At 70.6% G+C, this 23,307-nt stretch carries 25 protein-coding genes; 13 read left to right on the plus strand and 12 right to left on the minus strand.

Annotated features, from left to right (window positions below; all coding sequences use genetic code 11):
* Window positions 1–22 precede the first annotated feature (22 nt).
* The 4 genes from ACOCEP_RS37945 to ACOCEP_RS37960 are packed head-to-tail and all read right to left on the minus strand — an operon-like array spanning window position 23 to window position 3,182.
* A complete protein-coding gene (locus tag ACOCEP_RS37945; protein WP_482334620.1) occupies window positions 23–811 on the minus strand; it encodes an ABC transporter permease in 789 nt (262 codons plus the stop codon).
* Window positions 808–1,758, minus strand: a complete 951-nt coding sequence (locus tag ACOCEP_RS37950; RefSeq protein WP_482334622.1) for an ATP-binding cassette domain-containing protein — start codon at window positions 1,756–1,758, stop codon at window positions 808–810. Before ACOCEP_RS37950 ends, ACOCEP_RS37945 begins: the two co-directional genes overlap by 4 nt.
* A gap of 11 nt (window positions 1,759–1,769) precedes the next feature.
* On the minus strand, window positions 1,770–2,615 hold the full coding sequence (locus tag ACOCEP_RS37955) for a DUF4097 family beta strand repeat-containing protein (RefSeq protein WP_482334624.1): 846 nt from the start codon (window positions 2,613–2,615) through the stop codon (window positions 1,770–1,772).
* A gap of 51 nt (window positions 2,616–2,666) precedes the next feature.
* Window positions 2,667–3,182 (minus strand): Arc family DNA-binding protein, encoded by a 516-nt coding sequence (locus ACOCEP_RS37960; protein ID WP_482334625.1) that lies wholly within the window; start codon window positions 3,180–3,182, stop codon window positions 2,667–2,669.
* A 348-nt stretch (window positions 3,183–3,530) separates the two neighbouring features.
* On the opposite strand from ACOCEP_RS37960, the gene ACOCEP_RS37965 reads away from it, so the two are divergent.
* The gene (locus tag ACOCEP_RS37965) at window positions 3,531–4,154 is read left to right on the plus strand and encodes a helix-turn-helix transcriptional regulator (protein ID WP_482334627.1); all 624 of its coding nucleotides are present in this window, start codon (window positions 3,531–3,533) and stop codon (window positions 4,152–4,154) included.
* A 6-nt stretch (window positions 4,155–4,160) separates the two neighbouring features.
* Here the strand turns inward: ACOCEP_RS37965 and ACOCEP_RS37970 are convergent, their stop codons facing one another.
* Window positions 4,161–4,796, minus strand: coding sequence for a helix-turn-helix transcriptional regulator (locus tag ACOCEP_RS37970; RefSeq protein ID WP_482334629.1), 636 nt, complete (start codon window positions 4,794–4,796; stop codon window positions 4,161–4,163).
* 92 nt (window positions 4,797–4,888) lie between these two features.
* Between ACOCEP_RS37970 and ACOCEP_RS37975 the strand changes: the two genes are divergently transcribed.
* The 3 genes from ACOCEP_RS37975 to ACOCEP_RS37985 all read left to right on the plus strand — a co-directional run bounded on the left by ACOCEP_RS37975 (window position 4,889) and on the right by ACOCEP_RS37985 (window position 8,625).
* Complete coding sequence (locus ACOCEP_RS37975) at window positions 4,889–7,162, plus strand: ATP-binding protein (RefSeq protein ID WP_482334630.1); 2,274 nt, start codon at window positions 4,889–4,891, stop codon at window positions 7,160–7,162.
* Window positions 7,159–7,806 (plus strand): TetR/AcrR family transcriptional regulator, encoded by a 648-nt coding sequence (locus tag ACOCEP_RS37980; RefSeq protein ID WP_482334632.1) that lies wholly within the window; start codon window positions 7,159–7,161, stop codon window positions 7,804–7,806. The genes ACOCEP_RS37975 and ACOCEP_RS37980 overlap by 4 nt, the downstream gene beginning before the upstream one ends.
* Before the next feature lie 153 nt (window positions 7,807–7,959).
* Window positions 7,960–8,625, plus strand: a complete 666-nt coding sequence (locus ACOCEP_RS37985) for a helix-turn-helix transcriptional regulator (RefSeq protein ID WP_482334634.1) — start codon at window positions 7,960–7,962, stop codon at window positions 8,623–8,625.
* Between the two features lie 5 nt (window positions 8,626–8,630).
* Here the strand turns inward: ACOCEP_RS37985 and ACOCEP_RS37990 are convergent, their stop codons facing one another.
* Window positions 8,631–9,212, minus strand: a complete 582-nt coding sequence (locus ACOCEP_RS37990; protein WP_482334636.1) for a TetR/AcrR family transcriptional regulator — start codon at window positions 9,210–9,212, stop codon at window positions 8,631–8,633.
* 81 nt (window positions 9,213–9,293) lie between these two features.
* Between ACOCEP_RS37990 and ACOCEP_RS37995 the strand changes: the two genes are divergently transcribed.
* Together ACOCEP_RS37995 and ACOCEP_RS38000 are read left to right on the plus strand one after the other, a co-directional pair.
* The gene (locus ACOCEP_RS37995; RefSeq protein WP_482334638.1) at window positions 9,294–10,844 is read left to right on the plus strand and encodes an MDR family MFS transporter; all 1,551 of its coding nucleotides are present in this window, start codon (window positions 9,294–9,296) and stop codon (window positions 10,842–10,844) included.
* Window positions 10,841–11,302 carry a universal stress protein gene (locus ACOCEP_RS38000; protein WP_482334640.1) on the plus strand — a complete coding sequence of 154 codons (462 nt, stop codon included), beginning with the start codon at window positions 10,841–10,843 and terminating at the stop codon, window positions 11,300–11,302. The genes ACOCEP_RS37995 and ACOCEP_RS38000 overlap by 4 nt, the downstream gene beginning before the upstream one ends.
* On the opposite strand, the gene ACOCEP_RS38005 is transcribed toward ACOCEP_RS38000, so the two are convergent.
* The gene (locus tag ACOCEP_RS38005) at window positions 11,216–12,184 is read right to left on the minus strand and encodes a DMT family transporter (protein ID WP_482334642.1); all 969 of its coding nucleotides are present in this window, start codon (window positions 12,182–12,184) and stop codon (window positions 11,216–11,218) included. The genes ACOCEP_RS38000 and ACOCEP_RS38005 overlap by 87 nt on opposite strands.
* Before the next feature lie 72 nt (window positions 12,185–12,256).
* Between ACOCEP_RS38005 and ACOCEP_RS38010 the strand changes: the two genes are divergently transcribed.
* Entirely contained in the window at window positions 12,257–13,171 is a 915-nt protein-coding gene (locus tag ACOCEP_RS38010; RefSeq protein WP_482334644.1) for a LysR family transcriptional regulator, read from the plus strand.
* Window positions 13,172–13,570: 399 nt separating this feature from the next.
* Here the strand turns inward: ACOCEP_RS38010 and ACOCEP_RS38015 are convergent, their stop codons facing one another.
* Both ACOCEP_RS38015 and ACOCEP_RS38020 read right to left on the minus strand, forming a co-directional pair.
* Window positions 13,571–14,725: a serine hydrolase domain-containing protein gene (locus tag ACOCEP_RS38015; protein ID WP_482334646.1), complete on the minus strand. Its 1,155-nt coding sequence runs from the start codon at window positions 14,723–14,725 to the stop codon at window positions 13,571–13,573.
* Between the two features lie 93 nt (window positions 14,726–14,818).
* Window positions 14,819–15,178: a nitroreductase/quinone reductase family protein gene (locus ACOCEP_RS38020; protein ID WP_482334648.1), complete on the minus strand. Its 360-nt coding sequence runs from the start codon at window positions 15,176–15,178 to the stop codon at window positions 14,819–14,821.
* Window positions 15,179–15,240: 62 nt separating this feature from the next.
* Here ACOCEP_RS38020 and ACOCEP_RS38025 point away from each other — a divergent pair, with 62 nt between their 5' ends.
* Window positions 15,241–15,882 carry a TetR/AcrR family transcriptional regulator gene (locus tag ACOCEP_RS38025; RefSeq protein ID WP_482334650.1) on the plus strand — a complete coding sequence of 214 codons (642 nt, stop codon included), beginning with the start codon at window positions 15,241–15,243 and terminating at the stop codon, window positions 15,880–15,882.
* Window position 15,883: 1 nt separating this feature from the next.
* On the opposite strand, the gene ACOCEP_RS38030 is transcribed toward ACOCEP_RS38025, so the two are convergent.
* On the minus strand, window positions 15,884–16,519 hold the full coding sequence (locus tag ACOCEP_RS38030) for a TetR/AcrR family transcriptional regulator (protein ID WP_482334652.1): 636 nt from the start codon (window positions 16,517–16,519) through the stop codon (window positions 15,884–15,886).
* A gap of 77 nt (window positions 16,520–16,596) precedes the next feature.
* On the opposite strand from ACOCEP_RS38030, the gene ACOCEP_RS38035 reads away from it, so the two are divergent.
* A complete protein-coding gene (locus tag ACOCEP_RS38035; RefSeq protein ID WP_482334654.1) occupies window positions 16,597–17,553 on the plus strand; it encodes a zinc-dependent alcohol dehydrogenase family protein in 957 nt (318 codons plus the stop codon).
* Window positions 17,554–17,635: 82 nt separating this feature from the next.
* Window positions 17,636–18,697, plus strand: a complete 1,062-nt coding sequence (locus ACOCEP_RS38040; protein ID WP_482334656.1) for a hypothetical protein — start codon at window positions 17,636–17,638, stop codon at window positions 18,695–18,697.
* Between the two features lie 11 nt (window positions 18,698–18,708).
* Here ACOCEP_RS38040 and ACOCEP_RS38045 read toward each other — a convergent pair whose 3' ends face one another.
* Window positions 18,709–19,296: a TetR/AcrR family transcriptional regulator gene (locus ACOCEP_RS38045; protein ID WP_482334658.1), complete on the minus strand. Its 588-nt coding sequence runs from the start codon at window positions 19,294–19,296 to the stop codon at window positions 18,709–18,711.
* 75 nt (window positions 19,297–19,371) lie between these two features.
* Here ACOCEP_RS38045 and ACOCEP_RS38050 point away from each other — a divergent pair, with 75 nt between their 5' ends.
* The 3 genes from ACOCEP_RS38050 to ACOCEP_RS38060 are packed head-to-tail and all read left to right on the plus strand — an operon-like array spanning window position 19,372 to window position 22,866.
* Window positions 19,372–20,199, plus strand: coding sequence for an arylamine N-acetyltransferase family protein (locus ACOCEP_RS38050; protein WP_482334660.1), 828 nt, complete (start codon window positions 19,372–19,374; stop codon window positions 20,197–20,199).
* A gap of 28 nt (window positions 20,200–20,227) precedes the next feature.
* The gene (locus tag ACOCEP_RS38055) at window positions 20,228–21,811 is read left to right on the plus strand and encodes a phytoene desaturase family protein (protein WP_482334662.1); all 1,584 of its coding nucleotides are present in this window, start codon (window positions 20,228–20,230) and stop codon (window positions 21,809–21,811) included.
* Entirely contained in the window at window positions 21,808–22,866 is a 1,059-nt protein-coding gene (locus ACOCEP_RS38060; RefSeq protein ID WP_482334664.1) for an NAD-dependent epimerase/dehydratase family protein, read from the plus strand. The genes ACOCEP_RS38055 and ACOCEP_RS38060 overlap by 4 nt, the downstream gene beginning before the upstream one ends.
* Here ACOCEP_RS38060 and ACOCEP_RS38065 read toward each other — a convergent pair.
* Entirely contained in the window at window positions 22,851–23,306 is a 456-nt protein-coding gene (locus ACOCEP_RS38065) for an SRPBCC family protein (RefSeq protein WP_482334666.1), read from the minus strand. The genes ACOCEP_RS38060 and ACOCEP_RS38065 overlap by 16 nt on opposite strands.
* Between the last annotated feature and the right edge of the window lies 1 nt (window position 23,307).

Here is a 23,307-nt window from a genome sequence, read left to right on the forward strand (position 1 = left end):
GACCCCCAGTTCAGGTCTCGGTTCAGCGGTCGCGTTCCTTGGCGAACAAGGACTTCGACCACAGATATCCGACGACCGAGAGCAGGACGCACCACCCGATCGCGAGCCAGCCGCTGCCGCCGATCCGGGTGCCGAGCAGCAGTCCGCGGATGGTTTCGATGACCGGCGTGAACGGCTGGTAGTCGGCGAACCAGCGGAGCCACGCCGGCATCGAGTCGGTGGGCACGAACCCGCTGCCGAGGAACGGCAGCAGCATGAAGATCATCGGCGTGTTGCTGGCCGTCTCCACGCTCTTGGCCGCCAGGCCGAGCGCCACCGAAAGCCAGGTGAGCGCGATGGTCAGCAGCAACAGCAGGCCGACGACCGCGAACCAGTCACCGACTCCCGCCGTCGGCGAGAAACCGACGAGCAGGGTGACCCCGAAGACCACGGCGAGCGCGAACGCGGTCTGGATGAGCGCGCCGACGACGTGCCCGGTCAGTACCGACGCCTTGCTGATCGCCATCGTGCGGAACCGCGCGATGATGCCTTCGGTCATGTCCGTCGCCACCGAGATCGCGGTGCCGAGAGCCGCGCTGCACACGGTCACGAGCAGGATGGCGGGCGTGACGTAGCCGACGTATTCGGCTCTGCCGCCTCCGCCGCCGAGCCCGTTCCCGAGCGTGCCGCCGAAAACGTAGACGAACAGCAGCAGGAACACGATCGGCTGGCCGATCAGCATGATGGTGAGCGACGGATACCGTTGCATATGCCGGATGTTGCGGCGCAGCATGGTCGCCGAGTCGCGCATCGAAAGGGACAGGGTGCTCATCGGGCCATCTCCTTGGTGGCGTCGGTCCGGTGACCGGTGAGGCTGAGGAACACGTCGTCGAGGTCCGGCGTGTGCACGGTGAGGCTGTCGACGGCGACGGATTCGGCGTCGAGGCGGTCGAGGACGGCGCGCAGGTCGGCGACGGTGCCGTCGGTCGGCACGCGGAGCACCAGCGCCTCATCGTCCGAAGTGGACACTCGAAGCACGCGGGTCGCGTCACGCAGGGAAACCGTGTCCGGGAACTTCAGCTGCATATGCCCGCCGGGGACGCGTCGCTTCAGCTCGTCGGGCGTGCCCAGCGCGACGATCCGGCCGCCGTCGAGTACGGCGACCCGGTCCGCGAGCTGATCGGCTTCCTCCAGATACTGGGTGGTGAGGAAGATCGTCACCCCGCCGTCGACGAGGTCCCGGATGATCTCCCACATCGTGCGGCGGCTGCGCGGGTCGAGGCCGGTGGTCGGTTCGTCGAGGAAGATGACCTTCGGATCGCCGATCAACGTCATCGCCAGGTCGAGTTTGCGGCGCATGCCGCCCGAGAAGGTGGACGGCGTCTTCTTCGCGGCGTCGGACAGTTCGAAGCGCTCCAGGAGTTCGGCGGCGCGCTCGCGTCCCGCCCGGCGCGGCAGATGGTGCAGATCCGCCATGAGGAACAGGTTCTCCTCGCCGGTGAGGAGATTGTCGACGGCGGAGAACTGGCCGGTGAGGCCGATGGCGGCGCGGACACCGTCCGGGTCGGTGCCGAGGTCGGCGCCGGCGACGGTCGCGGTGCCGGCGTCCGGAGTGACCAAAGTGGACAGGATGTTGACCGTGGTGGTCTTGCCCGCGCCGTTGGGGCCGAGCAGCGAGAAGACGGTGCCCGCCGGGACGTGCAGATCGATGCCGTCCAGGACGACCTTGTCGCCGTAGGCCTTACGCAAGCCGGTGGCGGAAATCGCCGGGTTTCTCATCAGGGATCCCTTCAGGAACGGTGGACGACGATGTCGCCGACGGACGTGCCGGCGTGGACCTCGACCTTGTCGGTCGCGGCGCCGGGCTCGGTGGCGGCGGTCATGTCGTTGACGACACGGCCGAAACGGGTGTTCACGTCGAGCCAGGCCGCGCTGCCCTCGCGGATGCCGACCTCGATGTCGCCCAGCGACGTCTCGAGGGTGAGCGTGCCCCTGGCCGCGTCGAGCACGCGGACGGAACCGTTGGCGGTCTTGGCTTCGACGCCGCTTTCGGCCCTGTCGACGGTGATGTCGCCGTTGGCGGAGCGGACGCGGATCGAGTCGGCGGCGGTCCCGATCGTGGTGATCCCGTTGGAGTTCTTGACCACCGCGGTGCCCGCGACCCCGCCGACGTGCACGCGTCCGGAACTCGTGCTGATGTCGACGTTGCCGTCGGCGTGCTCGACGACGATGTTCCCGGACGCGGAGTGCAGTTTCAGCTCGCCGGCGTGATCGAGCCGGATGTGCCCGGTCCCGGACCGGTAGCGGCAGCCGCCGATCCGGCCGGTCACGGTCAGGTCGCCGAGCCCGGTGCTCCCCTGCACCCGGGAACCGGCGGGCAGTTCGATGGTCACGTCGATCGACCTCGTCCGGTTGGAGAAGTCGAGCAGGCGCATCTTCGGCGCGCGGACGGTCAGGGTGCCGCCGGAGAATTCGACGACGGTCCGCCTGGCGGCATCGACGTCGGACTCGTTGTTCTCGTCGAGTGGCGCCACTTCGACGACCGTGTCGGTGCGGTCGCCGGCGACGATGCGGACGTTGCCGACGACCGGATCGAGGTCCGCGAGAATGGGTTCCGGGGTGGCGAAAGAAGGCATGGTTGTCCCCTCGAAGGTGGTGTGATCGGTGTTTGTGCTGGTCTGAAGGGTCTAGCTGACCCAGCCGGTGTAGCGCTGCGCGCCGCGACGGCCGCCGCTCGCCGGGGCGGGCGGCATGGCCCGTTCCGACGGGTTCAGCGCCGCGGAAGCGGCACGCACGAGCCACGCGTTGACCGAACGGCCTTGCGCGGCCGCGGCTTCCTCGACGCGGGTCTTGAGGTTCTCCGGGAGCCGGAAGTTGATCCGCGCGGTGGCGCCTTCGTCCTCAGGCAGTGGTTCCGGCGCGGCGGCCGCGACCGGCTCGGCCTGTTCGGCCTGTCCGGCCGCGGGCGGCGTGACGGCGAAGCTGGCTTCCCCGGCACGCAACCGGACCTCGACCGAACCCGGCGCGAGGTCACGGGTGATCTCGTCCGACGCGGCGGACAGCGCGTCCAGCAGCGCGAGACGAATGGCCGACGCGAGCGGCGCGGTCAGGCGTTCGGCGAGCGCGCTCGCCTCGGCTCCCCCCGCCTCGGCGGCGACGGCGAGTTCCCGGCGAACGTTGTCCACAAAGGGCGTCAAATCCATGATGCCATCATGGCACCATCATGGCGCCACGGCAAGGCCAATTTGGCGCCACCCCTGTGCCAAAGTGGCGTCGATGCAGGTCAGGGCGGTTTTGCCCCTTCGACCAGTCTCGGCTGGCGGGGGAAGCAGGACGCGGGCGAACGCGTTGCCGGGATCGTTCACGGCGGACCAGAATCGCCACGAGCCGCGCGGAAAAGGAAGCGACCCGCCATCGAGTGTGGGGGTCACCCGAGGCGGGCCGCTACCCGGTTCCCACCGTACAAGAGCAGCGCTCGCTCAGGTGGGCAACGCTTTTTGTCCCTGCGGCTCTTGACAAATCGAAGATCCACAGTGGACATAAGAGGACATATGCGATCAGTCCGGGTGAGCGTCTGCGCACTGGACCCCATCACGAAGGCCGGCCTGGCCGACCTCCTCGCGGCGCGCCCGTCCGTGCGGGTGGTCGAAGACCGGGCGCGGGACGAGACCGATGTCGTCGTCGCCGCGTTCGACCGGCTTTCCGCCGACGCGGTCGGCGCGTTGCGTGCGGCCACCGCCGAATTCGGCAGGCCGATCGTGCTGGTGACCGACCGGATCGAGGAGGGCGGCCTCGCGGCGGCGGTGGCGTGCCGGGTGGTCGCCATCCTGCCGAGGTCGGCGATGACCGACTCCCGGGTGGCCGACAGCGTCCGTGTCGCGGCCTCGGCCGCCGGGTACCCACCGCGGGATCTGCTCGGCAGGCTCGCCGAACACGCCGAACGGCTGCACCGGGAGATACTCGCGCCGGACGTACCCGCCGGGGCGGCGCTCTCCTCGCGGGAGATCGACGTTCTCCGCCTGATGGCCGACGGGCTCGACACCCAGGAGATCGCCACCGAACTCGCCTATTCGGAGCGAACGGTGAAGAACGTCATCTACGCCGTCACCGACCGGCTGCGGCTGCGGAACCGGTCGCACGCGGTGGCCTACGCGATCCGGGAAGGGGTCATCTGAACCCGCTCAGATGAGCCCCTCGCGCAGCGCGTACGCCACGACATGGGTGCGGTTGCGCAGATTGAACCGGCTGAGCAGGCCGTGCAGGATGTTCTTCACGGTCCGGTCCGAGTAAGCCACCCGACGGGCGATCTCACCGGTGTCGAATCCTTCCGCGAGCAGCCGGAGCACTTCGGTCTCGCGGGGCGACAGGCCGCTGAGGGTGAGTTCGCGGGGCTGAAGGACTTCCTTGTGCAGCCTCGAAATCCCGCGCAGCAGGCTGCCGAGCTGTTCGGCGGGCAGATCGCCCCGGCCGGCGTGGGCGTCGGCGACTGCGCGCAGCAGCCGCCCCGGCGTCGCCTCGGAACGCGCGACGACGACGGCGAGCCCGCGTTCCACCGCGGCCCACAGTTCGGCCTGGTTGGGCTGATCGGCCACCAGCACCAGCCGGGCGGACCCGGCCGGGATGCGCCGCGGGTCGTCGCCCGCCACCGCGACGAGGACGTCCGCCGTCGCCGGGTCGTCACGCAAGCTGATGCCGGGCCCGTCGCCGAGCGCGCTGCGCAGCCCCGCCCGCACGAGCGGGTCCGCGGCGTGCACGGCGACCCGGATCTGCTCGGCCCGGAGTACCGGGCGGACGGGCGTCGTCATGATCGTCGACATGCCTCCAGGTAACCGGCCCCCGAGAAGGCCGGACAAGCGGAAGGAGGGGGCAGCTTTTCCTCGACGGAAGCCTGCCGGTTGAATGGGTCGCGGTGGAGGCGAACGAGAAGCGGTCGGTGTTCGGCAAGCTCCTGCTCGAACACCGGCGGGCCGCGGGGTGGACGCAGGGGCGCCTGGCCGAGGCCTCCGGTATCAGTGTCCGAGCCTTGCGCGAGCTGGAGCGCGGCCGCGCGCGAGCCGCCCAGCAACGCTCCGCCGAGGTGCTGGCCGACGCGCTCGGCCTGACCGGCGGCGACCGGGAGTTCTTCCTCACCGTCGCCAAACAGGGACGTCGCCGGAATCCGGCGCTGGCCGCCCAGATCGCGGCGACCTGCGCGCTGCCCGCGCCGACCACGGATCTGTCCGGCCGCGAAAGCGAGCTGGAGCAGCTGTCCGCGAAGGTCGCCGAAGGTGGCGGCGTGGTCGCGATCGTCGGGCAGGCCGGGGTCGGGAAGACCGCGCTCGCGGTGACCGCCGCGGATCGGTGGCGCGCGGAATTCCCGGACGGGGGCTACGCGGTGGACCTGCGCGGGATGGACGAACAGCCGTTGAGCGCCGGGACCGCGCTCGACCGGTTGTTGCGCGCGCTGGACGTCGCACCGGGGCAGGTGCCCGCCTCCGAAGCCGAACGGTCGGCGTTGCTGCGGATGCTGCTCGACGGCCGCAAGGTCTTGCTGCTGCTCGACAACGCGGCCGACGAAGCGCAGATCCGCCCGCTTCTGGTCACCGGGCCCGGCTCTCTCACCCTGATCACCTGCCGCCGGACGCTCGCCGGGCTCGAAGGCGCCCGGTGGCTCGGGCTCGACGCGCTTTCGGACGAGGGCGCGACCAGCCTGCTCGCCAAGATCGTCGGCGCCGACCGGGTGCGCGCGGAGCCCGCCGCGGCCCGCGAACTCGCCGAGCTGTGCGGGTATCTGCCGCTGGCGCTCCGGATCGCGGGCAACCGGCTCGCCACCCGGCCGCAGTGGTCCCTGGCCCATCTGGCCGACCGGCTGCGTGACGAAAGCACCCGCCTGCGCGCGCTCGCGGCGGGGGATCTGCGGCTGCGCTCGGCTTTCGACCTGTCCTATCGCGCGGTCTCGGCCGAGGCGCGGCGGCTGTTCCGGCTGCTGGCGACCGTGCCCGGCCCCGACTTCGGCCTCGAACTCGCGGTCGTCGTCTCCGGCGCTTCGCCCGCCGACGTCCGTGACCAGCTCGACGAACTCGTCGACGCCAGCCTCCTGCAGAGCACGGCGGAACCGGAGCGGTACCAGTTCCACGACCTGATCCGCTTGTTCGCCGAGGAACGGTGCGAGGCCGAGGAGCAACCGGCCGCGCGGGACATCGTGCTCGCCCATCTGCTCGACAAGGCGGCGGAAGCGGCCAGGTTGTTCTACCCCGAAGCGCCGGAGAACGGCCGGTTCGGCTCTCGGGAGGAGAGCGCGCGCTGGCTGGAGGCCGAGGGCGGCAACTGGGTCGCCGCGCATCGGATCGCGGCGCGGAAGGGGCGCCACCGGGAGGTCCGGGACCTCGCCGTCGCGCTGCACTGGTACTCCGACGGGCGGAGCGCCCAGCGGCCGTGGTGGGAGATCTTCTCGCTCGGCGCGGCCGCGGCGAAGGCGCTCGGCGACACACGGGCCGAGGCGAAGCTGCTCAACTTCGTCGGCTGGGCCGCCAGTGTCTGTCTCGGTGACGACGAGGGTGCCGTGGCGGCGCACCGCCGGGCGCTGGACCTCGCCGTCGGGATCGGCGACCCGGTCGAGGAGACCTGGGCGTCCATTTGCCTGGGGCAAGTGCTGCGGCTGACCGGAAAGGACGACGAAGCCTTCGGATTCGCGAAGCGCGGATACGAGCTGGCGAACGAACTTCCGTTCTGGCACGGGCAAACCACGGCGAGGAACATCTACGGGCGCGCGCTGCTCAACGCCGGACGACAGGCCGAAGCGCTCGCCGTGCACCGGGCCGTGCTTTCCGACGCCGAGCGGCTGGCCGGCGACACGTATCCCGCTTTCCATCGGCTGCTGAAGGCGTTGACCCTGCGTGCCATCGGTGACGTGCTCGGCGATCTCGCCGAATGGCGGGAGGCGGCGGGCCACTACCGCACCGGCCGATGGCTCGCGTGGGAAGGCGGTTTCGACGCACTGGAGGCGACCTGCGCCTTCCGTGAGGGGCGGGCCTGGCGGGAGGCCGGCGCTTTCGAGGAAGCCAGAGAGTGCCTCACCTTGGCCGTGGACCTCTCCGCCGGGCCGTCGTCCGGCGCGCTGCGCGAGCAGGCATCCGCCGAACTGGCGCTCCTGCCCGCGGAGCGCCAACTAAGCTTCGGGCCGAGAGAGCGGGAGGACCGATGACGGACGCGGACGGGAAGAGCCCGCGGGAGCGCTATCGCGATCAGGTGCGCGCGGAGATCAAGCAGCACGCGTGGCAGCAGATCGCCGCCGCCGGGGTGCCCGCGCTGTCCCTCAACGCGATCGCCAAACAGGTCGGGATGAGCGGCCCCGCCCTGTACCGGTACTTCGCCAGCCGCGACGATCTCATCACCGCGCTCATCCGCGACGCGTACCGGAGCCTCGCCGACGCCGTTCGCGCGGCGTTCGACGGCGGCGCCGATCTGGCCGGGCTCGCCGTCACCATCCGGGACTGGGCCAGGAGCGACCCGCAGCGCTACTTCCTCATCTACGGCACCCCCGTGCCCGGCTACCACGCGCCCGAGGACACCACCGCCATCTCGCGCGAGGTCATGGCGGTGCTGCTCGAAGCGTGCCGCGCGATCACCGTGGACAAGCCGGAAACCCCGTTCGACGAGCATCTGGACGGCCATCGCGAGTGGGCGGGCGACGATCCGGCCCCGTCGTCGACGCTGCACCGCGCGCTCGCTTTCTGGACCCGCGTGCACGGTGTGCTCTCGCTCGAACTCGCCGGCCACTTCACCGGGATGAAGTTCGACCCCGACCTGTTGATCGCGGACGAACTGGACGACCTCACCTCCCGGTGACCCGATCACCTTCGCGATGAACCTTTCCCGCCCGCCGGGCGTCTTGCCCTGTGACGTCGCCGCCGGCCGCGGTTGACACGCACCGTTGCAGAGTTATAGCTTCTAAGTACCGCAATAGCTATTAACGCTGCCGCTCCGGACAGGGACTTCGCAATGATTCACGGGGAGAAGATCAGCAGGAGGACCGAGCGCGTCAGAGTCGCCGTGTACGCCCCGGATCCGCTGGCCGGGCTCGGCACGACGAGCATCCTCGGCGCCGATGAGCGATTGGACGTGCTGCCCGACACCGAAACCGGGTCCGCCGAAGTCGTCGTCACGGTCGGGGATTCGATCGGCGACGGGGTTTTCGCCTTCCTGCGCCAGGTTCGCGCCGCGTCGTCACTCGCGACGCCACCGAGATGCGTGATCGTCACCGACCATTTCCCGGTGCAGGTGCTGATGACCGCGATCGAATGCGGGATGGCCGCGTTGCTGCCGCGGCGCGATCTCGACGGCGAGCAGCTGGCACGGACGATCCTCGCGGTCAGCCAGGGCGCGGGCGCGCTGCCGCCGCGCCTGCAGGGCAGCCTGCTCTCCCAGCTCGAACGGATCCAGGAAGACCTGCTGGTACCGAACGGCCTGGCGCTGTCCGGCCTGTCCGACCGGGAGCGGGAAGTCCTCCGCCTGCTGGCCGACGGCCATGGCACGGAAGAGATCGCGGCCGAACTCGCCTATTCGGAGAGCACGGTGAAGAACGTCCTCCACCGGGTGATGGCGCGGTACGGCCTGCACAACCGCACGCACGCCGTCGCCTTCGCCTTGCGCACCGGCTCGATCTGAAGCGGTCACCGAAGCTGAACGCGGCCCAGCAATCGGTCCACCAGCTCGGGAAGCGGCCGCTCTTCCGGACCTTCCAGCCACAGCACGTTGCCCGTCCGCAACGTCGCCAGGAAGGTCGCCGCGGTGAGCCTGGCCAGCTCCTGATCGAGGCCGTGCCCCCTGGCGATCAGCACCGCGATCAGGTCGCGTTCGAGGGCGAACTGGTCGCCCGCCTGCCGCGCGAGCAACGACGGATGCCGCCGCAGCAGCCGTAGCTGCGCCACCCATTCACGATCGGGGACGGGGTGCGCGCGGTACAGCTCCCGGCAGGCCGCCCGCAGCGCCTGCCAGGGTTTTTCACCCGGCGGCCTGCCCTCGACCAGCGACACCAGCAGGCCGGTGCGCTCGCGGTCGGCGTGCAGGATCGCGTCCTCCTTGTTCGCGAAGTAGTTCGAGAACGTCCGCCGGGACACGCCCACCGCGTCGGCGATGTCCTCGACGGTCACTCCGTCCAGCCCGTGCTCCATCGCCAGCCGGAGCGCGGCCTCGTGCAGCGATTGCCGCGTCGCCGCCTTCTTGCGGGTGCGCAGCGTGTCGAGGGTGTCCACGAGAACAGCGTAGCGAGGGGAATAAAGTTCTCACTGTGCAAGTTTGCACAATGAGCAAAGACCGCCGCTCGAAAGGACGCCATGAAGACCGAGGCACCGTCAGGGGCGATGGGACACCGGCAGGTGCTCGAATCGCTGTCCGGCCTGCTGCTCGCGCTGCTCGTCGCGATGATCAGCTCGACGGTCGTGTCGACCGCCCTGCCCCTGATCATCGGCTCGCTGAACGGCACGCAGACGCAGTACACGTGGGTGGTCACGGCCACCCTGCTGGCAGCGACGGCCACCACCCCCATCTGGGGCAAACTCGCCGACCTGTTCAACAAGAAGACGCTGGTCCAGATCGCCATCGTGATCTTCGTGATCGGGTCGACGATCAGCGGGTTCAGCCAGAACACCGGGCAGCTGATCGCCGCCCGCGCGTTCCAGGGCATCGGCGTCGGCGGCCTTCAGGCACTGGTCCAGGTCGTGATCGCGGCGATCATCCCGCCGCGGGAACGCGGCCGCTACAACGGTTACCTCGGCGCGGTCATGGCGGTCGCCACGGTCGGCGGGCCGCTGCTCGGCGGCCTGATCGTGGACGTGCCCTGGCTCGGCTGGCGCTGGTGCTTCTTCGTCGGCGTGCCGATCGCGGTGGCGGCGTTCATCGTGCTGCAACGGACCTTGAAGCTGGAGACCGTACGCCGGGAAGGCGTCCAGGTGGACTACCTCGGCGCGGGCCTGATCGCGGCGGGCGTGAGTGTCCTGCTGATCTGGGTCTCCTTCGTCGGCAACGGCTTCGACTGGCTCTCGTGGCAGACGGCCGTCATGGTGGCGGGCGGCGCCGTGCTCCTCGCCTTCGCCGTGCTGGTGGAACGGAAGGTCCGCGAACCCGTCGTCCCGTTGCACATCATCACCCGGCGCACCCCGGCGCTGGCGATCATCGCGAGCCTCGCGGTCGGGATGGCGATGTTCGGCGGCGCGGTGTTCCTCGGCCAGTACTTCCAGGTCGGCCGGGGCTACTCCCCCACCGAAGCCGGACTGCTGACCATTCCGCTGATGGGCGGCGTGCTCGTCTCGTCGACCGTCTCCGGACGCCTGATCAGCCGCACCGGAAGGATGAAGCCGTACATCGTGGCCGGCACGATCACCCTGGTGATCGGCTTCCTCGGGCTGGGCACCGTCGACCACGCCTCGCCGCTCTGGCTGATCGGTGTCGCGATGGCGATCGTCGGCGTCGGTGTCGGCATGACGATGCAGAACCTCGTCCTCGCGGTGCAGAACACCGTGCCGTTGCGGGATCTGGGCGCGGCCAGCGCTTCGGTCACGTTCTTCCGGTCGCTCGGCGGCACCATCGGCGTCTCGGTGCTGGGCGCGGTGCTCGCGAACCGGGTCACCGCCGACCTGTCCACCGCGCTGCACGTACCGGCGGGGAGTGCGTCGACGGGCAGCGTCAGCGCGCTGAACCTCAAGGCACTCCCACCGGAGGTCCAGACGATCGTGCACACCGTGTACGGCGACGCGACCGCGCACATCTTCCTGATCTCCGCGGCGGTGGGTGTCGTGGGCGTGATCGCGGCACTGCTGCTCAAGCCGCTCACGCTGCGCACCACACTGGACGTGGAGGCGGAATCGGAAGTCCCGGTCGCGCGATGAACGGCGCCTTCGAGTCCACTGTGGAGCGTTTCGGCCCGCCCCGGCACCACCCGGGGCGGGCCATCCTGGCCGGGGTCGACGGCTCCGACACGGCGATGCGGGCGGCCGCCTTCGCCTTCGGCATGGCACGGCGGGAGGGCAGCAGGATGCTCGTCGCCTTCGTCTGCCGTCCGGCGCTCGGTCCCGCGGTCGCGGCGACGGTGGAACTCGACACGGCGGTGCGGCTCCACGAAGAGATCCGCGAGCAGATCCGCGAGGCCGCCGAAGAGCTGGAAGTGCCGGTCAGCTTCCTGAAGGCCTACGGCGATCCGTACACCGTGCTCCGCGACACCGCCGACCGCGGCAAGGTCGACACCGTCGTGGTCGGCGCCTCACAGCAGGCCGGTCACCGGTTCGCGGGGTCGGTCGCGACCAAGCTCATCAGGACCGGGCACTGGCCGGTGCTGGTGGTTCCCTGACGACCGGCCGCCGAGGAACGAGACGGCGCCCACCGCGGCGACGACGAGCGCGCAACCCGCCAGCTGCAGCGGGGTCGGCCACTGGCCGAGCAGGGCGGCGCCGAACAGGATCGCGGCCGCGGGTTGCAGCATCAGCACGGCGGACCCGCCGCTCGCGGGCAGGGCGGACAGCGCGCGTCCGATCAGAAGCCAGCCGAGCACCTGACCGGTCACCGCCAGCACGAACAGCCACAGCAACGCCGAAACCGGCGGCGTCACATCGAGATTTCCGGCGAACAGGCCCGAAAGGCCGCCGACGCTCGCCGACGCCGCGGTCGCGGTGGCGAGCATCGTCGTGCGCCCGCCGCCGTCGGATCCGGCGCGGCGCAGCAGGATCAGGTAACCGGCGTAGGCGACTCCCGCCAGCACCGCCATGACGGTGCCGTACCACGGATCGCTGCCCGCGGCGCCGCCGTCCGCCAGCCCACCGGCCAGCGCGGTTCCCGCCAGCATCACCGGGATGGACAGCCAGAACGCCCGCGGCGGCCGCTCGCCGAACCACAGCAGACCGGCCAGCGGGACGAGGACGACCTGGACGTTGACCAGCGCCGTGGCCACTCCCGCGCCGACGGAGAGGATCGCCTCGCTCCACAGCACCATGTCGACGCCGAGCAGGACCCCTGCCAGCACGTGGCGCCGCCGCGCTGCCGGGGCTGGGCGCTGTCCACGCTCCCGTGCACGCGCCAGCACCACGAGGATCGGCAACGCGAACAGGCAGCGGAAGAACGTCGCCGTCGTCGAGCTGACCCCGGACAGCGCGACGAGCGGGGCGGAGAGGGCGATCGCGAGGGCGCCGAGGACTCCCTGTGTCCTCGGATCGACGAAGAATCCGATGTGCCGCATGCCTTCGATTCGATCGCACGGCGGCGGACAGGACCAGCGAGATCCTCTTACCCCGAGGGTTAAGCTCGGCTAATGAGTGGCGATCTGTCCAATGTGGAACGGCTGCGGATGCTGCACGCGGTGTGGCGGCGGGGATCGCTCGCCGCGGCCGCCGAGCTGCTGCATGTGACGCCGTCGGCGATCTCCCAGCAGCTGACCAAACTGGAGCGGGAGGCGGGCACCGGGCTGCTGGTCCGGCACGGCCGCGGCGTGCGGCTCACCCCGGCGGGGCTGCTGCTGGCGCAGCGCTCGGACCGGGTGCTCGCCGAACTCCGCGCCGCCCGCGCGGATCTGGACTCCCTGACCGGCGAGACGACCGGGGTGGTCGAGATCGGCGCCATTCCGTCCGGGGTGCACACGTTCATCGCGCCGGCGCTCACCGGTCTCGCCGTCCGCCATCCCGGTATCGAGGCGCGGCTGCACGAGGTCGAGCCCGAAGTCGCCCTTCCCGCGCTGGCCGACGGCGTCTTCGACGTCGTGGTCGTCGAGAGCTGGGAGAACCTGCCGCTCACCCGGCCTCCCGCGACCCGCTGGACCGAACTGCGCGACGACTCGGCGATGATCGTGCTGCCGGCCGGGCATCCGCTGGCCGGCGGGGATCCGGTGCGCGCCGAGGACCTCGCGGAGGAGATCTGGGTCGCCTGGGCGCGGCCGACGCTGGCGAACGCCTGGATCCGCCAGACGCTGCGGGAACGCGGGATCGAACCGATCGTGCGGCATACGGTCAGCGGGTTCGGCACCCAGTTCGCCGTCGTCGCCGGGCTCGGCGCGGTCACGCTGGTGCCGGGTATGGCCACCACGATCGCGCCGCCGACCGTGGTGTGCGCCCCGCTGGAACCGGTGCTGCATCGGCAGCTCTACGCGGTGCAGCCGCACGGGGAAACGCGGCCCGCGGTCGCGGAGTGCGTCAAGGCCCTGGTGGAGGCCGCGAGGTCCTGGGGCTCGTGAGGGGCGATCGCAACGTCGGTCATCCCCAGCCCGGTACATGAAGGACCCCTTCCTGTAACGAGGCGCAAGGATGGGGGCCTTCATGTACTCGGGAAGGTGTGAAGGCCGAGTTTCCTCGGCTCAGCCGAGGGAAGGGGGCTTTCACGCGCAATTGCTGTGACTGTGGGTGCCTGTGGGGCTGACGTGACGACTCTCAAGTCCGTGAAGGCCTCCTTGAGGGACTCTGGGTCCCTCAAGGAGGGTTGTCTTCACGGACTCGCAACGCAGGTGCGCGACGTGCGTGAAGGCGTAACTCGCGTGATCAGGCACGTAACTCGCGTGCTTGGAAGCGGCACTGGCGCCACCGCCTCGTGAGTGGTAAGGACGGTTCTAACCGTCCTTACCACTCACGAGGGCGGGTCAGCGGCCGCAGAGCGCGTGGTCGATCACCGGCTCCAGCGGATGCACCTCCGGCAGCGGGGCGCCGGGGTTGTACGGCGTGAGCGTGTTCAGCGAGACCATCACGCTGCGCTTGCCGTCCTCGGTCACGCCGTTGCCCGTCAGGTAGCCGGGCAGCGCGCCGCCGTGACCCCAGTAGCCACCACAGGAACTCGCCGACTTCCGGAGACCGAGCCCGTACTCGCCGAGCCCCGCCGCGGGCACGGTCTTCTTCATCTCGGCCAGCATCGGCGGCGGGAGCACCTTGCCACCCAGCAGTGCCCGGAGGAACTTGTTGCCGTCCTCGGTGGTGCTGTTGATCGACCCGTCCGCTCCCCCGCCCATCGACGGATTCATCAGCGTCACGTCCACCCGCCGTCCGAGTTGCGGCGGATTCGAGCCCTCGACGACGAACCGGTCGTACCCTCGCGCGTGCGGCGCCGGGATGAACGGCGACGTGTACGGCAGGGTGGTCTCGCGCAGGTCCAGCGGGCGGACGATCCGGTCGATGATCTCCTGCCGCCAGCCCCGCCCGGTCACCTTCTCGGTCACCATCCCGGCGAGCACGTAGTTGGTGTTGGAGTACCCCCAGCTCGTCCCCGGCGCGAACTCCGGCGGCTTTCCGACCGCCAGTTTCACCGCATCGGCCGCGCTGAGCTCGTCGAACCGATGACGCAGGAAACCCTTCTCCGTGAAGACATCCAGTTCCGCCATGTAGTCGTGCAGCCCGCTGGTGTGCTGCAGCAGCTGCCGGACGGTGATGGCCTTGCCGTCGTTGCCGTTCCCGCTCACCACCCCGGGCAGCCACCGATCGACGGTGTCCTCCAAGGAAAGCCGTCCCTCGCCGACCAGCTGGAGCATCGTCGCGGCCAGGAACGTCTTGCTGAAACTCGCGATCCGGAAGTGGCCGTTCCACGGCACCGGGGTCCGGGTCCGCAGATCGCCGTGGCCGCTGCGCACCTTGACGCCGCCCTTGTCCGTGCTGACCTCCATGAGCACGCCGGGCGACCCGTTCGCGACGAGTGTGTCGGCGTCGCGCTGCAGTGTCCGTTGCAGCGATGGCGCCGCGGACGCGACGGCCGGGGAAACGAGCGTTGCCGCGCAAAGCACGGCCATGACCACTGAAGTGCGTTTCATACCGGCAAAACTACGAAGCCACGGGCACATCGGGCATCGGCTTGGAGGACGATGCCTCCTCCCTCCCCGGTACCAATGGAGCACAGGGTCCTCTCAGGGTTTCAGGTCCATCCGGAGGAATTCGGTGACGCGGAGCAGTTTCGGCGGACGGGTCACGCCGTCGGGGAATTCGTCCGCCCCGACGAGCCGCGGGCCGGTGAGGTCCACTTCCCGCCCGTCGATCCGGAGCCGTGCCTCCCCGGCGGTCAGGATGTTGCGCACCCAGTCCGCCTCCGGGCCGTAAACCGGGATGAACAGGTAGCCGCCGTCGACGGGATGCGCGTCGAGTGGCGTGTGGCGGGTCTTTCCCGAAGTGCGGCCGACGTGGATCAGCACCGGGTACTTCCCGGCGGCGATCGCACGGGGATTGAACACCCGCTTGTTGACGTGGCCCACCCATCTCGGCATCGGCATCGGTCTCTCCTCTCGATGGCCTTACGCACGTAAGGTTGGCTTACACCTGTAAGGTTGTCAACATGCCGCCTCGCCGAGCACTCACCAGGGAACGCGTACTGACGGCCGCGATCGAAGTCGCCGACCGCGGCGGCGTGGAGGCGATGACGATGCGCAAGGTCGCGCAGCACCTCGGCGTGGAGGCCATGTCGCTGTACCACCACGTGCCGAACAAGGACGCGATCCTCGACGGCGTCGTCGACGCGGTGTTCGCGGCGATCGAACTGCCGGACCCCGGAACCGGTGATTGGCGTGAGGCGATCCGCGCGCGTGCTTCGTCCGCACGGTCGGTCCTTTCGCGGCATAGCTGGGCGCTGGGTCTCATGGACTCCCGGCGGAATCCGGGCCCGGCGACGTTACGCCACCACGACGCCGTCCTCGGCGTCCTTCGGCGGGCTGGGTTCTCGATCCCGATGGCGGTGCACGCCGTCTCGCTCATCGACAGCTACATCGGCGGATTCGTGCTGCAGGAGTCGAATCTCCCGCTGAGCGAAGACGTCCCGGCGGTCGCGGACGACATCCTGGACAGCCTGCCGCGGGACGAGTTCCCTCATCTGGCCGAGGTGATCACCGAGCACGCCCAGCGGCCGGGCTACGACCACACGAAGGAATTCGCCTACGGCCTCGACCTCATCCTGGAAGGACTGGAAGCCCGCCGGAAATGACTCAGCGGGTCACTTCCGGCAGCACGAGCGCCAGCCGTGCCACCGGTGGCAGCGGCGACCGTTCCGGCACGGCCCGGAAGGCCTCGATCACGAGTGCGGCGAACCGGCGGGACGCCGCCACCCGCGCGGCCGCCGAAGCGGCCTGGATCCCGTTGTTGGCCATGAGCATGAGGATCAGGTCGTCGAGAACGAAATCGGGGCGCAGTTCGCCGCTGTCCTTGGCCCGGCCGGCCAGCTCGGCGATCGCCTTGAGCGCGTGGTCGCGAGCCGCGGTGAAGTCCACCGCCTTGGGGAACGCCGAGACGAAGGCCGCCGTGAAGCCCCGGTCGCGCGCATGCAGCTCGCAGATCTTCTCGATCACGGAACAGAAACCGCGCCAGGGATCCGGATCGGCGAGCCCCTCGTCGACGACGACCTGGCAGGTGCGCATCTGCTCGGCGAACGCCTCCGTCGCCAGGATCTCCTTGGTCGGGAAGTGGCGGTACAGCGTGGCGGGGCCGACTTCGGCGCGACGCGCGACTTCCCGCAGCGGCACGTTCAGGCCTTCGGTGGCGAACAGCGCGCGGGCCGCTTCGAGGATGCGTTCGCGGTTGTCCACGGCGTCCGAGCGCGGGATCCGAGGCAAGTGGCCGGTCACCACTCTCACTTTAGCCAAAACGGACGGGGGCGTCCGTTAACGTCCGCCGGACCAGTTACCGACGACCAGGAGAAGAAATGCGCGCAGTCGAGATCCGGACGTTCGGCGCCCCCGAGGGCCTTGCCGTGATCGACGTTCCCTCCCCCGTCCCCGCCGAGCGAGAAGTGCTGATCGACGTGGAAGCGATCGGTGTCGGCGGTGTCGACACCGTGATCCGCAGCGGCGCACTCGCCGGTTACGGCTTCCAGGAAGGATTCGTCCCCGGCAACGAGGTGGCCGGCACCGTCACGGCGGTCGGCGGCGGCGTCGATCCGGCCTTGGCCGGGCGGCGGGTCTGGACGTTCACCGGCGAGGGCGGCGGCTACGTCGAACGCGTGGCCGTGCCGGCGGACAAGATCCTCCCGCTCCCCGACGACCTGCCCGCCACCGACGCGGTGGCCATCGGGACTTCCGGCATGGTGGCCCATTTCGCGCTCGCCCGCGCCCCCTTCGCGCCGGGCGAATCGGTGCTGGTACGCGGGGCGGCGGGCAGTATCGGGATCATGGCGGTGCAGCTCGCGGCGCACGGTGGCGCGAGCGCGGTGGCGGTCACGACGTCCTCGGCCGAACGCGGCGACCGCCTGCGCGAACTGGGGGCGACCCACGTCCTCGACCGGTCCGGAGAGGGGACGGGGCCCTCGGGTTACGACGTCATCGTCGACATCGTGTCCGGTGTGGACATGCCGTCCTTCTTCGACCGGCTGAATCCGAACGGCCGGATGGTCGCCGTCGGTGTGGTCGCGGGCATGCCCCCGGCGGACTTCGGCGCGAAACTGCTGGCGAACTTCCGGAAGTCCTTGTCGTTCGCGACCTTCAGCGCGGACTCGATCCCCGAACCGGAGCGGCTGGCCGTGAGCGCGAAGCAGTTCGGCGCGGCGGCGCGCGGCGAACTGCGCCCGGTGGTACACGAGGTGCTGCCGCTGGAGAAAGCCGTTCTGGCGCACCGGAAGATGGACGACGGCGAAGTGTTCGGCAGGATCGTCCTCATCCCGTGAACCGGTCCATTGTGGAGCGCCACGTCACCCGGTCAGTGTAAGTTTCCCCATCGCGTGCGCGGTCACACTAGGCTGCCCACTCGTGCCCGATCCGATGCCCGAGGGACCCGGTTTCACGGCGGTCGGCCTGCGGCCGCTCTCCGGCGGCGAGGGAACCGGCGCCTACGGCGTGAACGACGCCGGGGTGATCGTGGGCGAATCGGGGTCACGGCCGGTGCGCTGGGACCGTGACGGGTTTCCGACGGCGTTGCCTCTCCTCGACGGCTGCTCCGGCGGGCGCGCGGTGGGCGTCAACGCCGCGGGTGTCATCGCGGGTTCGCTCCTGTCCGGCGAGCACCTCCGGCCCGTGTGCTGGCGGCCGGACGGGCGGGTACGCGCGCTCGAACTCCCCGACGGGGCGCTCTCCGGCACGGCGTGCCGGGTGAACGCGCGGGGGTCGATCCTGGGCAACGCGATGTGGCCCGGCCACCGCTGGCGGGCGCTGCGCTGGGAACCCGGCGGGGAAACCGTCGAACTCGCCACCCTGCCCGGGGGCGGCGAGACGCAGGGACAGGACCTGAACGGGCTGGACGAGGTCGTCGGATCGGCCAGGAACGGCTCGGGCGTCCGCACCGCGGTGCGCTGGACGCCCTCAGGGAAGATCAGCACCCTGCCCCCGCCCCGCCGCGCGACGGCCTGCGGGATCACCGACTCCGGAGCCATCCTCGGCGACGGCGTCGTGTGGAACCGCGACGGAGGCACCGTCCTGCTGACCGGGGACCCGGAGTTCTCCGCCGGGCAGGTCGTCCGGATCACCGGACGGGGTGTCGCGATCGGCTGGGGCCTCACCTCGGGGCGGCGCGGCATCGGCGCGCGCTGGGATCGCGACGGACGGCCCACCGTCCTCCGGCCCCTGCCGTCGGACGCCGCCAGTACGTGTTTCGACGTCGACGAAGCCGGGACCGTCGTCGGCGAGTCCGTCAGCGAGGGAACGGTGCGGCCGGTGCGCTGGGACGCGGACGCGACGCCCTGCCCGCTCCCGTCGCCTCGCGGTATCACCGCGATCGTGGCCCAGCACATCAACGCGACCGGCACCGTCATCACCGGCTACGGTTTCGCGCCGGCCGGCTCCGCCTACCGCGGGATCGCCTGGCACCGTTCGTGAAACCCGCGCGGTCAGGCCGTTGCGAGCTCGATCGCCCGCCGCATCGCCTCGTCCAGCGGAGTCCCGAGGCGGAGTGCCGCCCGCCCGGCGGCGAAGACCGCCCCGGTGGCGGCACCGACCAGCGCCGCGGCGTCCACCTCGTCGATCTCGCAGGCTTGGCACAGCGCGGCCGAAAGCCGCTCCTGAGCGTCGAAGGCGCGCTGCAGCATCGCCGCGCGCACCGACGGCACCGACGTGATCAGGTCCAGCCGGATCCGCTCGGGCTCGGCACCCGGATCGCGGAGACCTTCGCCCGCCTCGGCGAGCATCCCGAGCATGGCGCGCCGGAGAAGCCCGCCCGGCGTCTCGCCCGCCTCGCGCGAAGCGAGCACGTCGAGGCCCACGCGCAGGATGTGTTCGCCGTCGCCGGTGAGGAGCAGGTCTTCCTTCGTCGCGAAGTGGTTGAAGAACGTCGCGGTGGACACCTCGGCGGCCGCGGCGATCTCGGCGGTGGTCGTCCGGTCGTAGCCCTGCCGTTCGAAAAGCCGGTACGCCGTCTCGATCAGCTCCTTCCGGGTGCGCCGTTTCTTCCGTTCCCGCAAACCCACCGGCTCGGTCATGACGCCAGCGTACTGGATCGACGCCAAAATTAGAGCTACTCTAATTTTAGAGTCAATCTACCCAAGGAGAGCCGGATGACCCTCGACGCGTTCCTCGACCGGCTGGACTACCGCGAGCCCGTCCGGCCGGATCTGGCCACGCTCCGGAACCTGCACCGGACGTGGCGGCTGCGAGTGCCCTACGAGAACCTCGACCTCCAGCTCGGCAGGACGATCCTGCTCGGCCCGGAAGCCTTGACCGACAAGTTCACACGCCGTCGCCGCGGCGGGCTCTGCTACGAGATGAACGGCGCGCTCGCCCTTCTGCTGCGGGCGGCCGGTTTCGAGGTGACCGTCGTGGAAGCCGCCGTCCTGCGCTCGACCCGCGGCGAAGGCCAGTGGGGCAACCACATCGCCCTGCTGATCGACGTCGGCGGGGAGACCTGGCTCGCCGACACCGGGATCGGCGACGCGTTCCTCGAGCCCCTTCCGATGCGGGAAGGCACGTACCGGCAAGGAGAACTGGAGTTCCGGATCGAACGCCTCGACGGCGAGACCTGGCGGATGCATCACCATCCCGGTGGCACGGTCGACTCCTGCGACTACCGCACCGAGCCCCGTGAAGTCACCGAGTTCACCGAACGACCCGAGATCACGTCGCCGGACTCCCCGTTCGCCAAGGTGCTGCTGGCTCAACATCATCGTGACGGCCGTGAGCTGGCTCTTCGCGCGCGCACGATCAAACGCGGCGACGGCGAGCGCCACACCCTGTCCTCTCTCGACGAGTTCGCCGAGACATTGCGGGAGTTCCGAATCCCGGTGGAGGACTTCGGCGCCGACGAACTGGCGGCCCTCTGGACCAAGACCGACGAGCAGCACGAGGCATGGCTGGCCATCCAGGCGCAGTCGAACGGCAGGGGTTGAATCCGCTCCTCCGGGGTATGCCCTGATCATGGAAGTCGACGCCGTGGTGATCGGATCGGGGCCGAACGGCCTCGTCGCCGCCAATCTCCTGGCCGACGCCGGGTGGGAGACCCTGGTCGTCGAGGCCACCGCCAGGCCCGGCGGCGCGGTGCGGACCGAGGAGCTCACCGCGCCGGGTTTCCGCAACGACGTCTACAGCGCCTTCTACCCGCTCGGCGCGGCGTCGCCGGTGCTCGCCGGGCTGGATCTCGAGGAGCACGGCCTGCGGTGGCGGCACGCGCCGGCGGTGCTGGCGCATGTGCTGCCCGATGACAGGTACGTCCTGCAGTTCCGCGACCTCGACCGCACGGCCCGTTCCGTGGCGCAGTTCGACGAGCGGGACGCGGACAACCTGCGGGCCGAACACGCGAACTGGCGGCGCCTGCGCGAGCCGTTGCTCGACGCGATCGTGCGCCCCTTCCCGCCGGTGCGGCCGGGGGCGCGGCTGGTCAAGACGCTCGGCACGGCCGAAGCGCTCCGGCTGGCGAGGATGCTGACCTTGACCGCCCGTGGCCTCGGCAAGGAGAAGTTCGACGGCGAGGGCGCCCGGCTGCTGCTCGCGGGCAACGCCATGCACACCGACCTCGGTCCCGACCAGGCCGGAAGCGGTGTCTTCGGCTGGCTGCTGACCATGCTCGGTCAGGACGTCGGGTTCCCGGTGCCGGAGGGCGGGGCGGGCTGTCTGACCGACGCGCTGGTGAACCGCCTGTCCGCCAAGGGCGGGGAGATCGTCTGCGGCACGCCGGTCACCGAAGTGACGCTCTCGGGTGGCCGGGCGGTGGGGGTCCGGGCCGCGGACGGACGAACGGTACGCGCCCGCCGGGCGGTGCTCGCCGACGTCCCCGCTCCGGTGCTCTACCGGGATCTGGTCGGCACCGGGCACCTTCCCCCGCGGCTGGTGTCCGATCTGGACCGGTTCGTCTGGGACGACGCCACCATCAAGGTGGACTGGGCGCTGTCCTCGCCCATCCCGTGGAGCGCCGCGGAAGTCGGCGAGGCGGGGACCGTCCACATCGGAGCGGACCTCGACGGCCTCGCCGGGATCGCCAACGACCTCGCGTGCGGCCGGGTGCCGGACGAGCCGTTCCTGCTGCTCGGGCAGATGACCACCGCCGATCCGACCCGCTCCCCCGCCGGGACCGAATCGGCCTGGGCCTACACGCATGTGCCGAGGGGCGAGCCCTGGTCCGCTTCCCGGTTGCGCCGCCACGCGGACCGGATGGAAGAGGTCATCGAGAAGCACGCGCCCGGTTTCCGCGGCCTGATCGCGGGCCGGGCGATCGCCGGGCCCGCCGAACTGGAGGAAGGCAACCACAGCCTGGTGGAAGGTTCGATCAACGCCGGGACCGCGGCCATCCAGCAGCAGCTCTTCCTCCGGCCCGTCCCCGGTCTCGGCCGGGCGGACACCCCGGTCGACCGGCTCTTCCTGGCGTCCGCGTCGGCGCATCCCGGTGGCGCGGTGCACGGCGCGCCCGGATCGAACGCCGCCAGGGCGGCGCTGGCCAGGGACGGCTGGGCCGGTTCCGTCTATCGCGCGACGATGCGTGCCGCGCACCGGGTCGTCTACCGATGAAGATCGTCGTCACCGGCGCGAGCGGCAACATCGGGACAGCCCTGCTCCGGGCCTTGGCCGGAGACGGTCACGATGTGCTCGGAGTGGCACGCCGCCGCCCCGACATGACGGTGACGCCCTACTCCTCGGCAGGCTGGGCCGAGCAGGACGTCGGCGCGAACGACGCCTGGCCGCGGCTGGCCGAGGTCTTCGACGGCGCCGACGCCGTGGTGCATCTCGCCTGGGCCATCCATCCGCGCGCCGACGATCCGGCGATGCGCCGGACCAACGTGGCGGGCAGCGCGAACGTCCTTCGGGCGGCCGCCGACGCGGGCGTGAAGCACGTCGTGTGCGCGTCCTCGGTCGCCGCCTACACCCCGGCGGACCGCCGGACCGAGGTGACCGAGGAGTGGCCCTGCGGCGGTCTCCCCGAAAGTGCCTACAGCACGGGGAAAGCGGCCTTCGAGTCCAAATTGGACGAATTCTGCCGCGATCATCCGGGGATCGGGGTGGCGCGGATCCGTCCGTGCGGGGTCGTGCAGCCGGACGCCGCGGCCGAATTCTCGAGGTGGCTGCTCAGCCCGCTGGCGCCGCCGTTACCACTCGGCGGCAAGTGGCTGCCGGTGCCGTTGTGGCCGGGGCTGCGGATGCAGGTGGTGCACTCCGACGATGTGGCGCAAGCGATCAGGGCGATCCTCGACCGCCGTGCGACCGGCGCGTTCAACCTCGCCGGCGAGCCCGTCCTCGAGAGCCGCGATCTGGCCGCGCTGGCGGGCGGGTTCCGGATTCCCGTACCGCTGAAGCTGCTGACCGGACTGGCCTGGCCGAGCTGGCGGCTCGGCCTGCAACCACTGCATCCGTCCTGGCTGCGGCTCGCCGACCGAGCGTCCCTTGTGGACACCCGGCGCGCACGGGAGGAACTCGGCTGGCGGCCTCGCCACGACGCGGCGGCCACGATCGGGGAACTGCTCGCCGCCATCCGCGCCGGGCGACGGGGAGACAGCCGTCCGCTCGACCCACCGCGCGACCGGATCCGGCTCGGACGGCCGAGCCATCAAGATCAATCCGGCGGCTGAGCGGCTTCGCGGCCCTTGGCGAGATCCGCGAGACGGCGCAGGGATTCCCGGTTCCGCGGCACCAGGAAGAGCGCCTGCGCGGCCTGCGGCAACACCCGGCCAGGCCCGCGGGTGGCCTGCTCGGACATCAGGATCTCCGTGCTCCCCGGCACGGTTTCCCGCAGCTCCAGCCGGATCCGCGCGGTGCCGAAGGGCCAGGCCCGCGCGTCGAGTTCGAGCAGCCTCGGCGGTTCGGCGACGTGCACCTTGGTGACGTCGTCGAGCAGGAGGGGCCAGGTCCCGACGCAGTGGTGGATGCGTGTTCCGCGGGCCGGCCAGCCCGCGTCGACGTCACGGATATGGGACGCCCCCACCACCCACGCCGCGTAGGTCCAGCCGTCGGCGAGCACCTCGAACACGCGCTCGGGGGAAGCCTCTACCGTCATCTTCACGTCGACCATG

Source organism: Amycolatopsis sp. CA-211722 (genome assembly GCF_056828465.1).